At 65.3% G+C, this 20,918-nt stretch carries 13 protein-coding genes and 3 pseudogenes; 10 read left to right on the forward strand and 6 right to left on the reverse strand.

Features of this window, described 5'->3' with window-relative positions:
• Window positions 1-34: 34 nt before the first annotated feature.
• Complete coding sequence (locus VN856_RS25540) at window positions 35-457, reverse strand: nuclear transport factor 2 family protein (protein WP_325694521.1); 423 nt, start codon at window positions 455-457, stop codon at window positions 35-37.
• Between the two features lie 161 nt (window positions 458-618).
• Window positions 619-1,353: an SDR family NAD(P)-dependent oxidoreductase gene (locus VN856_RS25545; RefSeq protein ID WP_325694523.1), complete on the reverse strand. Its 735-nt coding sequence runs from the start codon at window positions 1,351-1,353 to the stop codon at window positions 619-621.
• A 126-nt stretch (window positions 1,354-1,479) separates the two neighbouring features.
• Here VN856_RS25545 and VN856_RS25550 point away from each other — a divergent pair.
• A pseudogene (locus tag VN856_RS25550) lies at window positions 1,480-1,665 on the forward strand (TetR/AcrR family transcriptional regulator); the annotation flags it as partial.
• A gap of 387 nt (window positions 1,666-2,052) precedes the next feature.
• On the opposite strand, the pseudogene VN856_RS25555 reads toward VN856_RS25550, so the two are convergent.
• Window positions 2,053-2,160 (reverse strand): annotated as a pseudogene (locus VN856_RS25555) (phosphotriesterase-related protein); the annotation flags it as partial.
• A gap of 708 nt (window positions 2,161-2,868) precedes the next feature.
• Between VN856_RS25555 and VN856_RS25560 the strand changes: the two are divergent.
• From VN856_RS25560 to hrpA, 4 genes are all read left to right on the forward strand, one after another.
• Complete coding sequence (locus VN856_RS25560; protein ID WP_325694525.1) at window positions 2,869-3,021, forward strand: hypothetical protein; 153 nt, start codon at window positions 2,869-2,871, stop codon at window positions 3,019-3,021.
• A 196-nt stretch (window positions 3,022-3,217) separates the two neighbouring features.
• Window positions 3,218-3,646, forward strand: a complete 429-nt coding sequence (locus tag VN856_RS25565; RefSeq protein WP_325694527.1) for a cellulose-binding domain-containing protein — start codon at window positions 3,218-3,220, stop codon at window positions 3,644-3,646.
• A 299-nt stretch (window positions 3,647-3,945) separates the two neighbouring features.
• A complete protein-coding gene (locus tag VN856_RS25570) occupies window positions 3,946-4,479 on the forward strand; it encodes a nuclear transport factor 2 family protein (protein WP_325694529.1) in 534 nt (177 codons plus the stop codon).
• A gap of 126 nt (window positions 4,480-4,605) precedes the next feature.
• The gene (gene hrpA / locus VN856_RS25575; protein ID WP_325694531.1) at window positions 4,606-8,505 is read left to right on the forward strand and encodes an ATP-dependent RNA helicase HrpA; all 3,900 of its coding nucleotides are present in this window, start codon (window positions 4,606-4,608) and stop codon (window positions 8,503-8,505) included.
• A gap of 27 nt (window positions 8,506-8,532) precedes the next feature.
• On the opposite strand, the gene VN856_RS25580 is transcribed toward hrpA, so the two are convergent.
• Both VN856_RS25580 and VN856_RS25585 read right to left on the reverse strand, forming a co-directional pair.
• On the reverse strand, window positions 8,533-9,315 hold the full coding sequence (locus VN856_RS25580; protein ID WP_325694533.1) for a DUF1906 domain-containing protein: 783 nt from the start codon (window positions 9,313-9,315) through the stop codon (window positions 8,533-8,535).
• 132 nt (window positions 9,316-9,447) lie between these two features.
• Window positions 9,448-10,215: a maleylpyruvate isomerase N-terminal domain-containing protein gene (locus tag VN856_RS25585; protein WP_325694535.1), complete on the reverse strand. Its 768-nt coding sequence runs from the start codon at window positions 10,213-10,215 to the stop codon at window positions 9,448-9,450.
• Between the two features lie 145 nt (window positions 10,216-10,360).
• On the opposite strand from VN856_RS25585, the gene VN856_RS25590 reads away from it, so the two are divergent.
• The 5 genes and pseudogenes from VN856_RS25590 to VN856_RS25605 all read left to right on the forward strand — a co-directional run bounded on the left by VN856_RS25590 (window position 10,361) and on the right by VN856_RS25605 (window position 16,347).
• Window positions 10,361-10,609, forward strand: coding sequence for an SgcJ/EcaC family oxidoreductase (locus VN856_RS25590; protein ID WP_325694537.1), 249 nt, complete (start codon window positions 10,361-10,363; stop codon window positions 10,607-10,609).
• 297 nt (window positions 10,610-10,906) lie between these two features.
• Entirely contained in the window at window positions 10,907-11,179 is a 273-nt protein-coding gene (locus VN856_RS25595; RefSeq protein WP_325694539.1) for a hypothetical protein, read from the forward strand.
• Window positions 11,180-11,413: 234 nt separating this feature from the next.
• A pseudogene (locus VN856_RS28950) lies at window positions 11,414-11,503 on the forward strand (hypothetical protein); the annotation flags it as partial.
• An 87-nt stretch (window positions 11,504-11,590) separates the two neighbouring features.
• Complete coding sequence (locus VN856_RS25600) at window positions 11,591-13,822, forward strand: ABC transporter ATP-binding protein (RefSeq protein ID WP_325694541.1); 2,232 nt, start codon at window positions 11,591-11,593, stop codon at window positions 13,820-13,822.
• A complete protein-coding gene (locus VN856_RS25605; protein ID WP_325694543.1) occupies window positions 13,804-16,347 on the forward strand; it encodes an ABC transporter permease in 2,544 nt (847 codons plus the stop codon). The genes VN856_RS25600 and VN856_RS25605 overlap by 19 nt, the downstream gene beginning before the upstream one ends.
• A 6-nt stretch (window positions 16,348-16,353) precedes the next feature.
• On the opposite strand, the gene VN856_RS25610 is transcribed toward VN856_RS25605, so the two are convergent.
• Window positions 16,354-20,918: non-ribosomal peptide synthetase (locus tag VN856_RS25610; RefSeq protein ID WP_325694544.1), on the reverse strand; the 4,565-nt coding region annotated here is incomplete at its 5' end.

The raw sequence follows: 20,918 nt of genomic DNA on the forward strand, positions 1-20,918 counted from the left end.
AACGCCATCCACGAACGGGCGCGGCGGTCATCCATTACTCCGCTTCGGTGCGCAGTTCCCACGGCTGCATGCCGAGTGCACCCGCAAGGTTTCGCTGCAGCGCAACGCCGGCTGGTAGCGGGCGCCACCATATGGTCACCTCGGCGATCTTGCCGTCCGCGTCGAGCAGGAATCTGTCCATTCCGTCGACCGCGGTGTCTTCGATTTGCAGCCGGAAGTACGCGGCGTGGTGCGTCTTGCCGGTGAGGACTTCCTTATAAGTGAGATCTGCCGCTGCGCCGACCCCTCGGATGGCGTCCAGGACTGCGTCGCGGCCCGTGGTTGGCTCAGCGCCGAGCGGGCTGTACAGCACTACGTCCTCGGCGAGGATTGCGGAGAGGGCGTCGTTATCTGCGCCGCGGTGCATGGCGTCGACGAAGGACTCCACGGTGTCGCGGTGCGCGGCGAAGGTGATCATGGCTACTCCTTGTGTGCTTCGTGTTTGTAGTGAGACTGTCGTTGCGCCCACCCGTAGGGTCCGGTTGGTGTGCCAGGTCATCGACGTGCGATGGACTCGGCGCCCGAGACTCGATGTCATCGATTGCGCTAGCGCCATATCGAGTAGTCGTGCTGAGGCACTTAGATCACTGTGGTGCCGCCGTCGACGACCAGCTCCATGCCGTTGACATAGCTCGAGTCGTCAGAGGCGAGGAACAACGCGGCCGACGCGATCTCCTCCGGGCGGCCCATTTCTCGCCGCGGGATCACCGACTCGAACTGCGCCTTCATCTCCTCGTCCATCACCTCTTCCAGCATCGGTGAGGCGACCTGGCCGGGGGTCAGCACGTTCACCCGGATCTTCCTGTCCCTTAACTCCGACACCCACACCCGTGCATAGGCAGGCAGCACGGCCTTGCTCCCGGCGTACACACTCCAATTCGGGTAGCCCCGCAGCGAGGCGTTTGACCCGGTCATGAAGATCGAGCCGCCATCGTTGAACAGCGGCAGCGCCTTCTGGACGGTGAACAGCGTGCCGCGCGCGTTCAACCAGAAGGCGTCATGGAAGTCCTCCTCGGTGATCTCGCCGAGCTTGTTCTGCTTGCCTACCCCGGCGCTTGCCCACAACACGTCGATCGCGCCCTTGTCCTGCTTGACCGTGTCGAACAACCGGTCCAGGTCGTCGAGGTCGGCCGAATCGCCCTGCACGCCGGTCACGTTCCGGCCGATCTGCTGGACGGCTTCGTCCAGCGCGTCCTGCCGTCGGCCCGTGATGAAGACGTGAGCTCCTTCGTCAGCGAACAACTTGGCGCCGGCCAGGGCCATGCCACTTGTCGCGCCGGTGATCACCGCGACCTTGCCATCGAGTTTTCCCACGATCACTCCAATCTTTCGAAGGTGCCGATGTTATGTACACCGATCTGAGTGCTTAACGTATCGAGCAATGGAGTGGATTGCAAGCTATGTACACCGATCTGTACCCAACCGGGTTACGATGGCGGTGTGACGGAGTTAGAGAAGGGGCCGCGAGGGCTACGCCGCGGCAGGGGCGCACGAGAGCGCATCGTCGCCGCTGCATACCAACTGTTCCGCGATCAAGGCATCAACAGCACCGGCCTGGACCAGCTCTGCGCGGTGGCCCAGGTGTCCAAGCGCACCTTCTACCAGCACTTCACCGGCAAGGATGAGCTGATCGCCGAACACCTACGCCGATTCGACCCCGACATCCTGCCCGAGGTGTTCGACCGCACCGACCTCACGCCCCGCGACCGGCTCCTCGCCGCCTTCGACATTCACGCGCCCCTGTGCCCGTTCATCGCGGCGGCCGTCGAACTCCACGACCCGGACCACCCGGCACGCGTACGCGCCCGCGAGTACAAGAAAGCCTTTGCCGCGCGGCTCACCGAAACCGCGCGCGAGGCCGGCGCCGCCAACCCCGAACAGCTCGGCGAACAACTGGCGCTGCTCTTGGATGGCGCTTCGGCCCGCAACCGAGTCCTCAACACCGAAACCTTCGCCACCGCCGCCGCCATCGCTGCCGTCCTCGTCGAGAACGCCATCCCCGCGGCAGCGGTACCGCTCGGCGTATCCCCGGCGAGCCAGTTCGACGACGGCGTTGACCCGGTCCTTAAAGGAGGGCAAGACATCGAGGCCGAAGCGGTCCATGCCGAGGTAGGAACCGGCCAGCAGTGAAATTTTTTCTCGCGTTCCTCTTGCGCGCGATGCATGGTGCGTGCTAAATAAAATCTATACCAAATGGCATAGATAACCCAGCTGAATTGGCATAGATGGAGTGGATACGTTATCGGTCGGTGTGGGCTGACAAAGGAAGGAGGAAGCGATGACGCAGTGCGCCATGATGGTGGCGCCGGCAGCACTTAGCAGCACGGAGCTAACCGAGTGCCTCGACCCATCCGTAGCGGCGCTGATCGCCGAAGTCGATGCCATCCTCTGCGCCGCTGAAGCTCCCGATCGTCGGCGGCCGACGCCACCAGTGATCGGATGTGCCATGCGCGGGCCCCGGTGCGCTGGTCGGTCTTTCCAGAAGCAGGTGACGCCGGTACGCAACCAACCGGTGCGACGGGTCGACCCGCTACAGCGTAGCCCTCCGACCGTTATCGACACCGAACGCCGAGCCCAATGTCAAAGACAGCCAACGTAACTCTGTGGAAGTGAGGTGATGGCATCCCGATCGCGGGGGCTGGGCCGGCCCGCCATCTAGCACACCCCGGGCGTCAGTGCACCAAAAAAGACGCCAACGCCTCAGCTAGGCAACACGTTCCACGGCGGGCGGCCCGCCACCACAAACCCCGATTCGCCACACCGCTGTAGTCACAACCGAAAACACCCACATTGACTAGCGATTCGTTTTGCCGGAGAGGAAGGTGAACCATGATCGAAGACGCGCTCACACTGCTCGCCGGAAAACCCTCCCTGACGGTCGAGGCCGACTTGACTGACTGGGCCGAACAGCATTACCCCGTCACGCTGCCCGACGACGAATACCCCCACACGCAGGCAACGATTACTAGTTGCGAAACGTGAGCCAACTGCCTTTCTAGACGCGTCGGTTCCACGTTGGCATCCGAGCGACGGCCGGGACAGTTAGTCAAATGGTTCGGACCGCGCTTGCTGTGGATCGAGGCGAAAATTTCATAACGGTTTCAGTTGAGCAAAGGTACTGCAGCCTCACCGCGAGGCCACGGCCGATATCGCCTACTTGGCCTTAGTGTTTCCTGCTATGGCCGGACTGGATGACTACGTGAGGCGGTGGCGCACAGCGTTTCACGTAACGGTGTCGGCAGTGATGGTTGCAGTCCTCGGACTCGCTATCACCCCCGTCGCTCATGCGGCTGCGGCCACGGCGACGTTGTCGGTGGAACACGCGTGGCAGACCGGTTTCATCGCCCACTTCACCATCACCAACTCGAGCGCGGTGCCGCTCACCGATTGGCGACTTGAATTCGACTTGCCGATAGGAGAATCCGTCTCGCACACCTGGAATAGCACCCTCACGCAATCTGGCACGCACTTCGTTCTCACCCCCGCGAATTGGAATCGCACCATCGCGCCCGGCGGTTCAGCCACAGGTGGTCTCAGGGGCGTGCTGACCGGCTCTTACTCGCCACCGTCGAATTGCCTGCTCAACAGGCAATATCTCTGCACCTAGAGGCGACTGCGCACCGAGGATCGGCTGCTCGGGGACCCACGGACCTTTCTCACCTGTCGAGCGGTGGGGCGGTGGCCTGGTGGCCGCGCGTATTCCCGCGTCCCGCTACCATGACAGCGAAAACACCCCAGCCCCACGCAGTTACGGCAATGCAGGACATGCAGACTTCGCTCGAATGCATGTTCCGTGCACCCGCTGTCGTTGACTTCTCAAGTCGCTGAGCTCTATGTTTCCTATGTTCGAGCGCCGCTGGTTGGACCGTCAGCACGGTGGCGGGTGAACCGCCACAAAGGGGATACATGAGCGCCGCAGCCGGTGACACAAGCGCGTCGCATGCCCGCGATCTCGAGAGCATCTACGAGGTTGAGGCGATCAAGCAGCTCAAGGCCCGGTATTGCCGCTATCTGGATACCAAGGACTGGGATGCCTGGCGCACGATCTTCGCCGATGATTTCGTCAGCGACACCTCTGAGGCCGGCGGCGATGTCATCAGCGGGGCTGATGCGTTCGTCCGCTACACCCGCGGGCACATCGGCAAGCCATCCCAGCCCACCGTGCACCAGGTGCATGCTCCCGAGATCGCGCTGACCTCACCCACCACGGCGGTGGGCGTATGGGCACTGCAAGATGTGGTCCGGCTCGCCCCTGGCCTAAACCTGTTGGGATACGGCCACTATCACGAGACCTACGAGAAGATCGACGGGCACTGGTACATCAAGAGCTCGAAGTTGACCCGGCTACGCGAAGATATTTTCAACCCGGTCTTCTCGTTTCGGGTTCCCGAGCGGCTGCGCAATGCCGGCGGGGCCTTGGTGCGAAGACGCGCCAAATAGCCAACGCCGCGACTCTCCACCCGAAGAACTGCACTCATCGGTTCTGACGGAATGTCTAAGGCGGCGTAACGCACTGGCCCGGAGAAGGTCGAGCCGCAAATATTGAGCGCGCCTATTCTGGCCGGGGTGCCTGAAACATCTGTCGCGGAATTGCGTCGTCGCCTTGACGGTTTGACCCTTGCTGACGCCGCACGCTTCGGCCGGCGGTTGAAGAATCTTCGCGGTGCGAAGCCGGAGAAACTCCGCCAACTGGCCGAGCAGATCGCCGCGGCCGAGATTCTTGTCGCAACGAGGCAAGGCTCGGTACCCAACGTCACTTATCCAGACCTGCCGATCACGGGCCGACGAGAGGAGATCGCCGAGGCGATCCGGTCGCACCAGGTTGTCGTGGTGGCCGGCGAGACCGGGTCGGGCAAGACGACCCAGTTACCCAAAATCTGCCTCGACATGGGCCGCGGTGTCCGCGCCATGATCGGCCATACGCAGCCCCGGCGGCTTGCTGCCCGCACCGTCGCACAACGCATCGCCGACGAGCTGGGAAGTCCGCTTGGCGAGGCCGTCGGCTACGCCGTGCGATTCAACGATCGGGTCAGCGAGCGCACCCTGGTCAAGCTGATGACCGATGGCATCCTGCTCGCCGAGATCCAGCGGGATCGCCGGCTGATGCGCTATGACACCCTCATCATCGACGAGGCTCACGAACGCAGTCTCAACGTCGACTTCCTGCTCGGATATCTGCGTGAGCTGCTGCCCCGCCGCCCTGAGCTGAAGGTGATCGTCACGTCGGCGACCATCGAGCCGCAACGATTCGCGGCACACTTCGGTGGTGCGCCGATCATCGAGGTATCCGGGCGGGCATATCCGGTCGAGATCAGGTATCGACCGCTCGAAGTGCCGGTTTCCACTGCGGCCCAGAATGATCCGGACGATCCTGACGACGAGATCGTGCGCACCGAGATCCGTGATGAAGTCGAGGCGATCGTCGATGCCGTCCACGAACTGGAGACCGAGCCACCGGGAGATGTGCTGGTATTTCTGTCCGGAGAACGCGAAATTCGCGATACCGCGGAGGCTTTGAGCAGCCTCAAGCAAACCGAGGTGCTGCCGCTGTACGCGCGGTTACCAACAGCGGAGCAGCACAAAGTATTCGCTGCCCATAGCGGGCGCCGCGTCGTGCTGGCGACCAACGTCGCCGAGACATCTCTGACCGTGCCCGGCATCCGCTATGTCGTCGACCCCGGCAACGCCCGCATCTCGCGCTACAGCCGCCGCTTGAAAGTTCAACGGTTGCCCATTGAGCCGATCTCTCAAGCCTCGGCCGCGCAACGCGCCGGCCGGTGTGGTCGCGTCGCACCCGGTGTGTGCATTCGCCTGTATTCCGAAGAGGATTACGCGGCCCGTCCACCCTTCACCGACCCCGAGATTCTGCGGACGAACCTGGCCGCGGTGCTGTTGCAGATGGCCGCGCTGGGGCTGGGCGACGTGGAGAAGTTTCCGTTCCTGGACCCGCCGGATCGGCGCAGTGTCCGGGACGGCGTGCAGCTGCTGCAGGAACTCGGAGCGTTCGATCAGGCGGGCGAGATCACCGACCTCGGTCGTCGCCTGGCGCGCCTGCCCGTCGACCCGAGAGTAGGCCGGATGATCCTGGCTGCTGAAGCCGAGGCATGCGTGCGAGAGGTCCTGGTGTTGGCTGCGGCGCTGACCATTCCCGACCCCCGCGAGCGGCCCGCCGAGCGCGAGGAAGCCGCCCGCCAGAGTCACGCACGATTCGCCGACGAGCACTCGGACTTCATGTCCTACCTCAACCTCTGGCGTTATCTGCGTGAGCAACGAAATGAGTTGTCGGGCAGTGCATTCCGGCGCATGTGCCGCAACGAATTCTTGCACTATCTCCGTATCCGCGAGTGGCAGGATCTGGTCGGGCAGCTGCGTGGCATCGCCCGCGAGCTCGGGATCGTTGAATCCGACGAGCCGGCCGACGCAGCCCGAGTGCATGCGGCGCTGGTAGCAGGATTGCTGTCACACATCGGTATGCGCCGCGAAGACGCGAAGGAGTATCAGGGAGCGCGTAATTCGCGCTTCCTGCTCGCACCGGGCTCGGCCCTATCCAAGCGGCCACCGCGGTGGGTGGTGGTGGCGGAGCTGGTCGAGACCAGCCGCCTGTACGGGCGCACCGGTGCTCGCATTCAGCCGGAGGTTGTCGAGCGGGTGGCGGGCGACCGTGTTCAACGCGCCTACAGCGAACCGCATTGGGACGCCAAGCGGGGCGAAGCGATGGCGTACGAAAGGGTGACGCTGTACGGTCTGCCGCTGGTTGCGCGCCGCCGCATCGGCTACGCACGTGTCGAGCCGACGGTCGCGCGGGAACTGTTCCTCCGGCACGCCCTGGTCGAGGGCGACTGGCAGACCCAGCACCACTTCTTCGACGACAACGCTCGGCTGCGGGCCGAACTTGAGGAACTGGAAGAGCGGGCCCGCCGCAGAGACCTGCTCGTCGGCGACGACGAGGTGTATCAGTTCTACGACGCGCGGATACCCGCCGATGTTGTTTCTGCGCAGCACTTCAACGCGTGGTGGCGTAAGCAGCGCCGCGCGACACCGGATTTGCTGACGCTCTCCCGCGAGGATCTGCTACGTACCCGGGACACCACCGACGCTGACCGGCCGGATGTCTGGCAAGCCGGCGACGTCACGCTGCCACTGACCTACCGCTTCGAGCCCGGCGCCACCGACGATGGCGTCACGGTCCACATACCGATCGATGTGCTCGCGCGGCTGGGCGGCGACGAGTTCGCATGGCAGGTGCCGGCACTGCGCGAAGAGTTGGTGACCGCGCTGATCCGCTCTCTGCCGAAAGACTTGCGCCGCAACTTTGTTCCAGCACCGGATACCGCCCGCGCGGTACTGGTAGGAATCGACGCAGACAGCGAGCCGCTGCTGACAGCCCTGCAGCGTCAATTGCGGCGCCGCACCGGCATTTTGGTACCCCTTGACGCCTTCGACCTGGAAAAGTTACCAGCGCATCTGCGGGTGACGTTTGCCGTCGAATCACCCGAGGGCGCCGAAATCGCGCGCGGCAAGGATTTGCCGGCGCTTCAACAGCGACTCGCGTCGTCGGCCCGTCGCGCGGTAGCCGATACAGTCGCCGCTGAGTTTGAACGCACCGGTTTGCGAAGCTGGCCCGAAGACCTTGGCCAATTGCCTGCGAGCATTGAACGCACCGTCGATGGGCGCGCGGTGCGGGGCTACCCTGCTTTCGTCGACGCGGGCAACACCGTCGACCTACGGGTGTTTGCCACGTCCAGTCAACAGCGGGAAGCGGTGGGTCCCGGCTTGGGCCGACTGTTACGGCTGAGCGTGTCGTCGCCGGTCAAAGCGATTGAGCGACAACTTGATGCACGCACTCGTCTGGTTCTGGGCACCAACCCCGACGGCTCGCTCGCCGCGCTGCTCGATGACTGCGCCGACGCTGCGGTCGCTGCGGTGGTCACCACTCCGGTCTGGGCACGCGACGAGTTCATCGCGCTGAGCGACAAGGTCGGCAAGTCGCTCGTACCAACAACCCTCGACATTGTGAGCCGCGTCGAAAAGGTGCTGGCTGCGGCGCAGGACGTGCATTTACTACTGCCGGCCCAACCCACACAAGCACAAGCCGAGGCGGTCGCCGACGTCCGCGCTCAGCTTGATCGCCTGCTGCCGCCCCGGTTTGTCACTCGCACCGGCGCTTCGCGTCTGACCGACCTCGTCCGCTACCTGACCGCGATCCGGCGGCGCCTCGATCAGTTGCCGCGCGCAATAAACACCGATTACGAGCGCATGGCGCGGGTGCATGCGGTGCAGGACGCCTATGAAGACCTGATCGGGGCGCTACCGCCGGCGCGCAAGACCGCGGCCGACGTCGGCGACATCGCTTGGCAAATCGAGGAGTTACGGGTCAGCCTGTGGGCGCAACAACTGGGCACGCCCCGTCCGATCAGCGAGCAGCGAATCTATCGTGCGATTGACGTTGCGGGCGAACATGTTTGACGCCGCAATGACGAGCTGAATCCAATCTCACGGATGTAGCTGCCACTGGCCGCAATCTTGGGCCAAGGCGTCGCTGACGTCGACTTCGAGTCCGCCGACCACCGGGCCCGGAGTCGACGCGGTACTCACAATGCGCTGGTAGAGAACTGCGGCGGGGTCGACATTTCCGTGTGACCAGGACCGGGTCTGCCAGGCCCACCGACGCCCGGGCGTGCGCGAATTCCCGATCACGCCGTCGGCGGCGGCCCACTGACACGCATTGATACCGCCGTAAATACCGGTGCGCTGCACTCCAAGCACCGAGTTGATTCCGCGAAACCATTGAAGTGCGACAGTGTTCCAGGTGTCGCGGTTGATGTCGTCGTCGATGGTGAAGAAGATCGGCGCACTCTGGCCGCCACCTGCCGCGGTATGGAGCTGCCAAGCCGTGCGAGCGTCGGAGACACCGCCGGCGAACCCGCGGGTGAAGTCCGATGGTGCCGACCCGCCCGGCTTGCCGTATTGGTAGTTGCTGACGATCGCCAGCCCGGCGGCGGCCAGCGACTCGGCGTAGGCCCGGGTAATCGGCTTGGCGCCAAACGACGAGCCGGGACGCGACAGCGACACGTAGTTGATCACCCCCGAGTGGCCGGCGGCGCGGATGTCTTGGGCCGGAATCTGCCGCATGGCGAAGTCGATCAGCGTGGGAGCGGCCGCCGCGCCCGCGGGGGTGGCAGCGCTTACCGATGCCGCACTCAGCCCGGCCAGCGCCGACGCCGCAGCGGCGTAGCGCAGTGCGTCACGCCGGGAAACCGGACGCGAGTCTTGCATCGGGTGATGTTAACAATGTGACTGCTGTTACCGGTGTAGCAATCGCTGGCCGAGGTCATTTCTGATTCTGAGCGTGTCATCGGCCGGCACCCCTACCGCTCTTTGGCAGCGCCGTGGTCCTTGCGGGGTCAGTTATTCGATCAGGTCGTCGGACGGGGGTTGGATGCCGTCGTTGGTGAAGGCCGGCAGCTGGTGGGTGAAGGCGGGCAGAAAGTGCGTCGGGTCTCCCTGCCAAGGCAGTGCCAGCAGTTGTCGGATACTGCGTCGTCCGCCGAAGCTGCGAAGCGCCTCAAAATCAGAGACGTCCAGGGCGAGGTGTCCCGGCGCGGTTTGCGGATCACCGAGCTGTACCGAGCTTGTTGTGGGGGTCGTCAGTCGTAGTGCTGGCAAGGCTCCATCTCGGATGAATTGGTCGCCCATCGTCGTGACGAATCCGATGGCCGCTGCGAACGCGGGATCGCCTGTGCGGGAGCCGGGTTCGTTCAGAGTGCCCCGAATGTCATGCTCATGGGTGAGGGTGTCGAAGACGAGCTGACATACCGATCGTTGAGGTGCCAGAGCAAGTAACGTTGTCACCTGTTCGATCAACTGACCCCACCGGTCGAGTAAGTCGCCGATGGTGTGCCCGCCGAGACGTTCGACCTGCGCCCTGGCCCAAGGATCGGTGCCTTTGTGCTCCATGTTGAGGGCGACGATGTCCTCTGCGACCCCGGTCAGGTGTGCAACGGTGTCGCGGATGGTCCAGGCGGGGCAGGCCGGCACGGTCAACTCGGCGATGCCGGCACGGCTGCGGATCAGCTCGTCGATACGTCGGTGCACGAGCCGGTAGGCTGCCGCGGCATCGGCGTTAGGCAGCAGTTGGGGACTTTCGGTGCGCATGCTGTTGATCTGCCGCTCCACGTGGCCCCTTCTCCCTGCGTCGCGCTCACCTCGGATCGATGGATGCTGACGCTACACCAAAATTAAGAAAAATAAGGAAACAATGTGGTATCGGTAAGAGAGCGCCGTTTGCCCGGGTAACAATCGACGAGGACAGGAGGTGGCAATGACCAGCGACAACCCGCCCGGATTCACAGACGACGATCGGCGCGCCGACGAAGAGGCCATCCACGCCTTGCTTCACCGGGAGATAACAGCCTGGGACGCAGGAGATCCCGACGCCTACGCGGCGGTTTACACACCCGATGGTGACTGCGTTAGCTTCCTCGGCAGTCACTACAGCGGGCGCGAGGCGATCAGGGCCGAATCGTCGGAGCATGCGCACGAACACCGGCATCGCGGTACGAACCGATGACGGATGGCTACTGGCCTCTCACAACAGCAGTCAGCCGCCGCTTTCAGAAAAGCCACTGAGCAAGCTGATTTCACCTTAGGGGGCGGGCGGAGGTCGCCGCTACCAGGGAATCACTCCCGAAGCTGATCGGCGTGAGAGGTTGACAGCAGGGTATCGCGGCAATACGAATTCGCTTGGGAGACACAGTATTGTGCGCAATCATCGCGGCGAGTAGCATAAGCGCCCCAAGCGCAGGAAGTCCCACTCCGACATAAGGGGAATGCCGTGCGACGACCGGAGTTGACCAGCCTCCTCGGCATGCGAGACAGCGACGGGGATCGGCTCCTTCTCATCCGCTTGGACCGGCCCAGCGGGACGCAGGGCTACATGCTGAGGGTCGGAACGGGGAAAGTGTTCCTGACCGCCGCCGATCTGGCCCGGCTGAGCTCCGTCATCCGGTTCGAGCTGGCCTCGGCGAACCAGTTCCGATTCTTCGCGCAAGCGGCCTGGCTGCTGATCCTGTGCGCACTGGTGTGGCTCCTCTCATCTGCGGTCATCGGGCCGTTGTTTGCCTACCCCTGGTCGAACTGAAGTCACCCGGGGCCGCGCCGCCCGGCGCGGAGGCGTCGCAGTTCGTGCTGGCCACATACCACGACCTGTGTCCGGAGCCCGTGGGCACGTATGACTATTGGGGATATAGCACCAGCTGAAATCAGTTGGCCTGCAAGATCAACGGTGGACCAGGATTTGGTGGAGGCGAACATTGCCGCGCGGCAACATAATTTGGTGTAAAGCTACAGCGGTCGAGTCCAGCTCAACGGAAGCGTTCGGGCCAATCGCCGCAACGGCCTGACCAAGAAGGTGACCGTCGCGCACCAGCTGCACTTGCCGCGCTTCGCGAGTATGGCGCGGTAAGTAACTAGGCGGAAAGTGTCGACGCGGCGACATTCGATACATCGCTTGCTGGCACAAAGCGAGCGCAGCCAAAACTATTGTGGAGACGTGTCGGACGCTGTGCTCGGTGTTTCCATGACGCCAACGTCTGTCCGCACCGTCCTGATAGCGGGGGCGAAGGCGGACGGCGACGCCGTGAACCATGGCAATTTCGACATCGCGCATGGCGCGGACCTGCCGTCCGACACGACGACCGAGCAGATCATCGCCACCATCCTCATCACCCGGGAAACGGCGGCCGGCGCCGGCTATCAGGTCCGATCCGCCGGGGTGACCTGGCTCGATGTCGCCACGGCGACGGCCCTGCGTGAGGGCCTGGCGACGCGCAGGGTCGACAACGTCCAACTGGTGTCGCCGTTTCATTCCGCGGTTGCGTTGGCTCGCGCGGCAGGTGAGTCAGCCGGGTACGACCACACGGCGCTGCTGTGCATCGAGCCGGATGTCGCGACGCTTGCGGTGGTCGGCGCGCAAGACGGGCTGGTCGTCGAGGTGCGCCGGCGGTTTCTGCCGCATGACGACGACGAAGCGGTGGGCGCACTGGTCGAGATCGTCAGGGATGCGGGTGCAATGGAGGGCGCCCCGCAGGGCGTGTTCGTGGTCGGTTCGGGTGTCGATGTCCCGCTGATCATGCCCGCACTGGTTGAGGCGACGTCGCTTCCGGTCAGCGCGCCCGAGCAGCCCGAGGCCGCGCTGGCCCGGGGTGCGGCGCTGGCATCGGCGAACACTGAGCTGTTGACGTCGTCGGCGATCGAGTTGGCGCGCACGGAAGGGCGGGCGGCCGGGTACACGCACATCGCGCTGTTGTGTATCGAGCCGGATTCGGCGACCTCGGCGGTGCTGAACACCTACGACGAGTCGATCACGGAGGTGCGTCGGCGGTTTCTGCCGAGCGACGACGCTGCGGCGCTGGCCGCGCTCGTCGAGGTCGTCAAAGGTGTGGACGCGATTGAGGGTGGCCCGCAGGGCGTGTTCTTGCTCGGTTCCGGTGTCGACGTCCCACTGATCATGCCGGATTTGGTTGCGGCAACATCGCTTCCGATCAGTACGCCCGAGCAGCCCGACACGGGACCGGCCCGTGGCGCGGCGCTGGCATCCGCGAACAATTCGTCTTTGGCGTCATCCACGCTTGCGTTGGCCCGCACGGCAGGCGAGTCGGCCGGCTATGACCACACGGCGCTGCTGAGCATCGAGCCGGACACTGCGACGCTTGCAGTGGTCGGCACGGCTGACGGATTGGTCATCGATGTGCGTCGGCGATTTTTGCCGCATGACGACGACGAAGCAGTGGCCGCCCTCACGGAGATCGTCAAAGGCGCGGGTGAGATGGAAGGCAGTCCGCAGGGTGTGTTCGTGGTTGGTTCCGGCGTCGATATCCCGCTGATCATGCCTGCCTTGGCCGAAGTGACAGCCCTTCCGGTAAGTGCGCCCGAGCAACCGGCAACCGAACGAGCGTCCGACGTGACCCAGGCCCGTTCGCCGCTGTTCGCCTCGTCCACCGCTTACCTCAACGGACGCAAACCTGGCGCCACCGTCGCGGGAACCCTGCAGGCCGCGGGTTCAGGGCCGGTGGTCCTGGAAGCCCGCGGCCTCTACAAATCGTTCGGCTCCGGCCCGACGGCGATACCGATCATCCACGACATCAACCTGCGGATCACCGCCGGCGAATTCGTTGCCATGGTCGGGCCCTCGGGCTCGGGCAAGTCGACATTGCTGAGCATCCTCGGGTTGCTGGAGCCGCCGACGACCGGCGAGGTTTTGGTGAATCAGGTGAGCGTCGCCCAGTTGTCTGCTCGGGAACTGGCTGGCGTTCGCGGTCGCAGGATCGGGTATGTGTTCCAGTCCTTCAACCTGTTGGCGGGGTTGTCGGTGGCCGAGAACGTGATGCTGCCCAGTCTGCTGGCCGGGCAGAGCGGTCGCGCGCAGTATGACCGGGCCATCTCGCTGCTGGACCAGTTCGGGCTGGCGGGCATGGCCAAGCGGGTGCCCGCGGAGTTGTCCGGGGGTGAGCAGCAACGCGTCGCGATCGCCCGCGCGTTATTCATGGCTCCTCAGGTCGTACTCGCCGACGAGCCGACGGGCAACCTCGACACCAAGAATGGCCGCCGTGTGATCGAGGCACTCTACGACCTCAACGCGGCAGGCCAGACCATCGTGCTGGTCACTCATGATCGATCGATTGCCGACGAGGCACCTCGGTTGGTTTCCCTCCTCGACGGCCGCATCGAAAGCGACGAGCGGCAAGTTCGGCACGGCGGCCCGGCATGGCGCGCACCGCACTAGCCGCGGCCGTCAGCGTCCTGCGGCTGATCAACCTCCGGGCCATTCGACGGCACACGCTTCGCGCGCTGCTGGCGTCGCTGTCCCTCGGCGGTGGAGTGGCCATCGTTGTCGCGGTCATGATCGAAACCAGCAGCGTCAGTACCGCTATCGATGACGTCGGTTACCGGATAGCCGGGCCCGCGCCGCTGCGCATCGTCGGCGCCGCGACCCAGGGTGGGATCGGGCCGGCGGTGATTGGTGCCGCCCGAGCTGTTTCGGGCGTGTCGGTGCTCGCCCCTGTCGTCCGCGCGGCCACCCAGGTGCGTGACGGCGACCGCGACACCGTTGTGCTGGCGTTGGGAATCGACTGCGCAGCTCGTTGGATGATCGACCCGAAAGTGTGCGGCGCCGGGCAAAAAGAGCCGCAGGTGCTGGCCACCTCGACCACCTTCGGCCGCTCGTTGGGTAAGACCCCGATGTTGGCGACCGACATCGGCCAGCTGCCGATATCCGGACTCGCCCGGATCCCACAGCTGGACAACGTCAACAGCGGACGTGTCATCGTGTTACCGCTCAGCGCGGCCAAGGCGCAGTTCGCCCGCGGCGACCGAGTGGACACCGTCTACGTCACGCTGGCAGAGCACGCCGATGCGGCCGAGGTCCAAACCGGGATCGTCGAGGCGCTGAACGTAATTGGGCCGGGATACCGGGTGCTGACCCGCAACGATCCCGCCGCCGGGTTCAACGTCAACGTCATCTTGTTTCCGCTACTGGCGATCTTCGCCCTGATCGCGATCGGGGTCGGGGTGATCCTGATCGCGCAACTCACCCGGTTGTCGATTCAAGAACGCCGACGAGAAGTCGCGATCGCCGCCGCTCTGGGTGCTTCGCCGGTGATCACGTTCGGTGGGTTCCTCGCAGAGGCTGGCCTGCTCGGCGCCTCAGGGTCAGTCATCGGAGTTCTGCTCGGAATCGTCATCGCCCACCCCGTCGTCGCCAGTGCCAGTGAGCTGACGCAACAGTTCGTCGGGGTCAACGTCCCTGTGGTGGTCGAAGGGAACGTCGTCGTGGCGGCGCTGGTAATCGGGGTCCTGCTGGCCGTGCTCGCGGCCCTCTTACCGAGTCTGTCGGCGTCGAAAACCCCTATCGCGACTGAGCTTTCGGGTCGCGCCGCCCACGAGGACAACCAGTCGGCACGCGTGTGGCCCAAGGTGGTGGCGCTGCTGGCGATCGGCGTAGCCGGCGTCATCGCCGTGTGGTGGGCGACGTGGTCGGGTGGGTTGACGCCGTGGCAAGCCGGGATCGCCAACGGCGGGGTCGTCGTCGCCATCGTCGGTTTGCTTCTGGCCGCCGCCTACGTGGGCCCAGAAGTCCTGGCCTTGATCCGGCTCCGGCCGGAAAGAATTCGCCGCGCGGCGCTCGCGATCGCGTTCACCGGGCTGCGCGCGGATCAATCGCGGACGATCGCGATCGGAGGTGCCGTCGCGGTACCGGTGGCCGTCGCGACACTGCTGTCCGGGTTCTTGATCGCCATCGACCATGGAGTCGACAACGTGGCGAAAGCACAGGCGACGGGACGCCTGGTGCTCACCACCACCCGGTTCACCGACTGGGGCTCGACGGATGCCAAATTCTCACCTGACAGCATGTCGAAACTTGCTGCCCTGCCAGGCGTAGGCGCCATCGAGCGGATGGCGGAAGTGGAGATCACCCTGGCAAACGGAGAGTTGGCCTACGTACGAGCCGAGGATCGGCCCACCTTCTCCTACCGGGCGCTCGCGGGGCCTTCCCCGAGGCGAAGCGTCGCGGCGAATCGACTGGTCGTCGGGGGCATTCTGGCGCGGGAAACGGGCGTCCGCGTCGGCAACACGATGCTGCTAGGCAGCGGACCCAGCGCCCGCAGAGTCGTCGTCGGGACGATCGTGGCCACCCCTGAAGTGGGCGGGCGCCGAATTCAGATGTCCTATCCGCTCGCCGAGCAGATCTTCGGTCCGCAGCCCGCCGGACTGGTTTTCGTCAAACCGGCCGCGGGTGTCAGCCTCGAACAGTTGGCCGCCGAGATCCGTGCCCAGCACTTCAATCAGCCGCTGACGCAAGTGGATGGCAATGGGTATCGATCCGCGGTGGTCCGCGGTGAATCCCGCTTTCTCGCACCGCTGAACACCCTGAAGTACGGTCTGCTTGCAATCGCCTTCATCTCGGTGTCCTCGACGCTTTTGCTGCTCGGAATCCGGCGTCGCCGTGAGATCGCGCTGATCCAGGCGCTCGGCGCCACCCCGGCCACAGTCTTCGCGGTGACAACAATCGAGGCCGTCATCGCGAGCGCAACGGGTGCCGTTCTCGGCGGACTGGTGTCCATCGCGATCATCGGCGCCGTGGCGCGGGCCGCCATCGTCGACGTGGGCGCTGTCGTTCCGCTGATCTTCCCGGCGTCCGAAGCGACTGGTTATGCGGTCCTCGCCATCCTGTCGGCGGTGTTGGCGGCGGTCGGTCCCGCGTGGCAGACCACCCAGGCCGCGCTGGCATCGCAGTTACGCGACGAGTAGCCGCCGTCAAAAGCGGTAGGTCGTGCAGCCGACCTGAAGCCCAGAGCCGGCGCTCACGATTAAACCGACATCGCCCGAACCCACCAGACCGTGCTGCCAGGCTTGCTGCAGTCCGTGCGGCACCGACGAAGAAAACGGGTCGGTGTCGGTGGCGGGGGCGACGAAAAGCGAACTCGCAACACCCAATCGGGTGGCCAGTTCTTCGCGGTCGGGCTGCGACAGATGGGGCGGAAACACGGCGGCGATATCGGACGGTGCGATCGCCTCGAGCTTGAGCAGTTCGCCCACCGCGTCAGCGATGATGTTCAGATAGTGAGCGGTCAAGTTCGGGTCGCGGTCGATTTCCAACCACGTCTGGCCGTCTGAGTGTCGGGTGTAGGTGGTGAGTGCTCCGGCGTACTCGGGGTAGTGGCGGAACACGAAGCGGCCAAATCCCTTGTTGCCGTTGGTCGGTGACAGGATCACCGCTGACCCCGTCTCGCTCAGGCCGTAGGCGGGGTGTGCGTCGCTGCCGGAGTTGTTCTCGGTTTCCGAGGCGACGACCATCGCGTGCCCGGTTTTTCCCGCGCCGATCATCTGGACGGCCACCTGGCAGGCGTTGAGGAATCCGACCGCGCCGTTGAACACGTCGAAGGCAAGAGTCTTGGGGCCGTCGGGGGATCGGATGTCGTCGTTCACCCCGAGTTCGCCGGCTACCAGCGCCGCAATGGCCGGCTCGCTGATGAACTCGTCCCGGTACACGCCGGCGTGGATGATCAAGCCGAGCTCGTCGCGGTTGAGGCCGCTGTGGTCGAGGCACTGCGCGGCGGCCTGGGTCGCCAGTTCCACCGAGCCGCGCGATCCGGGCGGCCCGGCGGGGATGGTGCCGACCCCGGCGATGCCCACCGCGGGTGGCGGTGGCGGCTCGGTGATCGCGGCGTCGAGCGGCGCTTCGCGTCGGCGGTGGTCCTCAGAACCACGGCGCAGCCGATCGGGCAGGTCGTCGAAGGTGTACAGCGCGGCGCCGACGGTCTGGCCGGAGCCGCTGATGCCGAAGACCGCGTTGTCGCCGGACCTGATCCGGTTGCTCAGGATGTGGTCCTTGAGGGCGACGAAATGTGTTGTGCTGGCTGTGTTTCCACGCTCTGCCAGGTTGTAGATGGTGTTCCCGGGGTTGGCGGATCCTGCGCCGAACATCCGGTTCACTGCGCCGACGGCGTCGTTGAGCGACGACTCCGAGGTCTGGTGCATCACGATGTGGTCGGAGTGCTCCGGGCGCCAGCCGTGGCGGCGCATCACACCGGCGACGTAAGGTACCGCGGCCTGCACCGCTATCGCGGTCGCCGCAATCGAATCGACGGTCATGATCGCGCCGCCCTCCGGCCCACCGGTCGCTTTCCCGATGCACATCGGTGCGTAGCGGCTGAGCGTGGCGATGTCGATGTCGTGGAAGCCGGCGCGGTTGTTGGGACCACGTTCCAGAATGACTGCGGCCCCGGCGTCCCCAACGGTCAGACATGCGAGGCGCGGATCCATCGGACCCTCGATCTGTCGCTGCGCGGTCTCGCTGATGTGGGTGATGTATTCGCCGCTGACCACCATTGCGCGGCCGACCAGCCCCGTCTGCAGGAACGCGTCTGCGATGACGATCCCGGTGAACATTCCGGCACACGCGTTGGTGATGTCGAAAGCCAGGGCGTTGTCGAGACCGCACTGATCCCGCAGCCGCGCCGCCGTGCTGGGCTCGAAGACGAATTTCTGGTCGGGCCCGTCGTATCGGGAAATGCTGCACGAGATCAGCAGGTCGATCTCTCCCGGTCGGTAACTCGACCGGGAGAGGCAGTCGGCCACGGCTTGGCGGGCGAGGTCGATGGAGAACTCCCCGTCGGCCGCCACCCGTCGGTGCTTGATACCGGTGAGCTTCTCCAGCGGTATGCCGATGTCGTTGACGCAGCCGGCGAGAAGGTCCGCGGTCGACACCGCCTTGAAAGGCAGGTAGGTGCCGATGCTTTCGATCACGGTGTTGCGGGTCGGCCGGTCTGCCGCAGGAACCGGCCGCGGTTCAGTGCGCGGGCTGATTTCGTCGGGCTCGACGGCCTGCGCATTGGCGACATCGGCGTGGCTTTCGAGCGGATCGCCATACTCCGCGGCCAATTCCGCGACTGTGCCGAACAAGAACACCGACTCCGGTTTCAGCGGCAGGCCGGCCGCCTCGGCACGCACCGCGACCTCCAGGCTGTGCGTCGAGGAGCCGCCGAGCGCGAAGAAGTCATCGTGTACACCGATGCGTTCGGCGCCGAGAACTTTGCACCAGATCTCGACCAAGACCCGCTCGGTCCGATTGCGGGCAGCGACGAACTCCCGCTTGCGCTGCGATGCTCCGGCGCCGGTCTCGGTGAGAGCCCGCCGATCCACTTTCCCGCCGGAGGTACGCGGCAATGCGCTCGTCACGACGAAGTGGGCCGGCAACATGGCCGCCGGAAGCCACTCGAGCAGGAAGCGCCGAAGCTGCGCGGTGGTCGGCCCGGGCTCGGTGCCGGCCGCGACGTGGGCGGTCAGCTGAGTGTGGCCGCGCTCGTCAGTCGTGGCGACCACCACGGCTTCCGTCACGTCGGGATGCCGGCTCAGTGCGACCTCGACTTCGCCCGGCTCGATCCGGACGCCGCGGATCTCCACCTGGCTGTCCTGACGTCCGAGGTACTCGATGTTGCCGTCCGGTCGATAACGGGCCAGATCGCCTGTGCGATAGAGCGTTCCGCCAGGCTGGGCGGCGAACGGGTCGGCGATGAACCTGGTGGCCGTCACGTCAGGTTGACCGGAGTAGCCACGGCCCGCGCCGGCTCCGCCGATGTACAGCTCGCCCGGCACGCCCACCGGCACCGGCTGGAGATAGGCGTCGAGCAGGTGAATCTGGACGTTGGCGATTGGTCGGCCGATCGGGATCGACGGGCCGGGCGCGCCGCGCTTGCACCGCGCATACGTGGCCGTGACGGCGGATTCGGCGGGACCGTACTCGTTCCACAGTTCGGCGTCCGTGGTGTTCAGGAAGCGCTGAGCGAGGTCGTAGGGCAGCGCCTCGCCGCCGCACGTCACCCGCCGCAGCGCGACGCAGTCCCGGAGGCCGGGTTCGGCGAGCCAGGACTGCAGCATCGACGGCACGACGTGCACGATCTGGGTGATGCTCTGCTCGGCGATGGTGCGCACGAGGTAGGCGGCGTCGCGGTGCCCGTCGGGCTTCGCGATGACGAGCCGCGCGCCGACGATCAGCGGCAGGAAGATCTCCGCCAGCGACGCATCGAAGGTCACCGGAGTGTGGTGCAGCACTCGGTCGCGGGCGTCGAGGCGGTAATTCGCCTGCATCCAGAGCAGCAGGTTGCGCAGCCCACCATGGGTGTTGAGCACCCTCTTCGGCACGCCGGTGGAACCCGAGGTGTGGACCACGTAAGCCAGTCCGCCCGACGGTGCGACGGGTGAGACAGTGTGCGTTGCCGACGGGGCGGCCGGCAGGTCCAGGCAGAGTCGATGACCGGCGAATCCCTTGACTAGCTGAAGGTTTCGCTCGTGTGTGACGACCACCCGCGTGCCGGAGGCCTCGATCATCGCGGCGATGCGGTTCGCGGGCTGTCCCGGATCAAGAGGCATGAACGCGGCACCGGATTTCGCGACGCCGAGCAGCGCCACCACCAGATCTTCGCTGCGGTCCAGTAGGACGGTGACGACGCTGTCCGGGCCCGCGCCGAGGCCCCGCAGCCGACTCGCCAACTCGTCTGCGCGCCGGTCGAGTTCGGCGTAGGTCAGGTCGCGGTCGCCGAACGTCACAGCGACCTCCGCCGGACTGCGCCGGGCCACCGCAGCCACCATGTCGGGCAAGCTGTTTGGGGCGTCGAAGTGGACCTCGGTGTTGTTCCACACCGTCTGCCGCGAACGTTCCTCGTCGGTACGGAGTGGGAGCTTCGACAGGACGGCGCCTGGATCGGCGGTGATCCCGCGGAGCAGCGTCGTGAAGTGCTCGGCCATCCGTTCGATCGTCGCGTCGTCGAACAAGTCGGTGTTGTACTGCAGGGCGCAGAGCAACTCGCCGTCTTGTTCGCCCATCAACAGCATCAGGTCGAGCGGCGCCCCGCCCTGGCCGATGTGGGTGGTCGTGAAATCCAGTGCTGCCGTGCCGGAGCCCGTACCCGCGCCGTCCTGGAAGCGGCGGGTCTGTTCCCACGCAAACGAGACCTGGAACAGCGGCGTGTGGCTCAGATCGCGGGCGGGATCCAGCTTTTCGACGAGCAGCGCGAATGGAAAGTCTTGGTGCTCAAGCGCTTCCAGAATGGTCGTCTTGACGCGGCCCAGCAATGACGTGAAGGTCGGATCACCGCTCAGGTCAGGCCGCAGCACCACGGGGTTGGCGATGTAGCCGACCAGACTGGCTAGGCCCGCATGATCGCGGCACCCGAACGGCGAGCCGATCAGCAGATCGTCCTGCCCGCTATAGCGATGCAGCAGCGTGGCGTACGCCGCGAGCAGGGTCATGTACGGGGTCGCGCCCGCGCTGCGGCCGACGTCCTTGAGCTGCGCGGTCAGTGCACGGTCGACGGTGAAGC

The sequence above is a fragment of the Mycobacterium sp. genome (assembly GCF_035603715.1).
Classification (GTDB): Bacteria; Actinomycetota; Actinomycetes; order Mycobacteriales; family Mycobacteriaceae; genus Mycobacterium.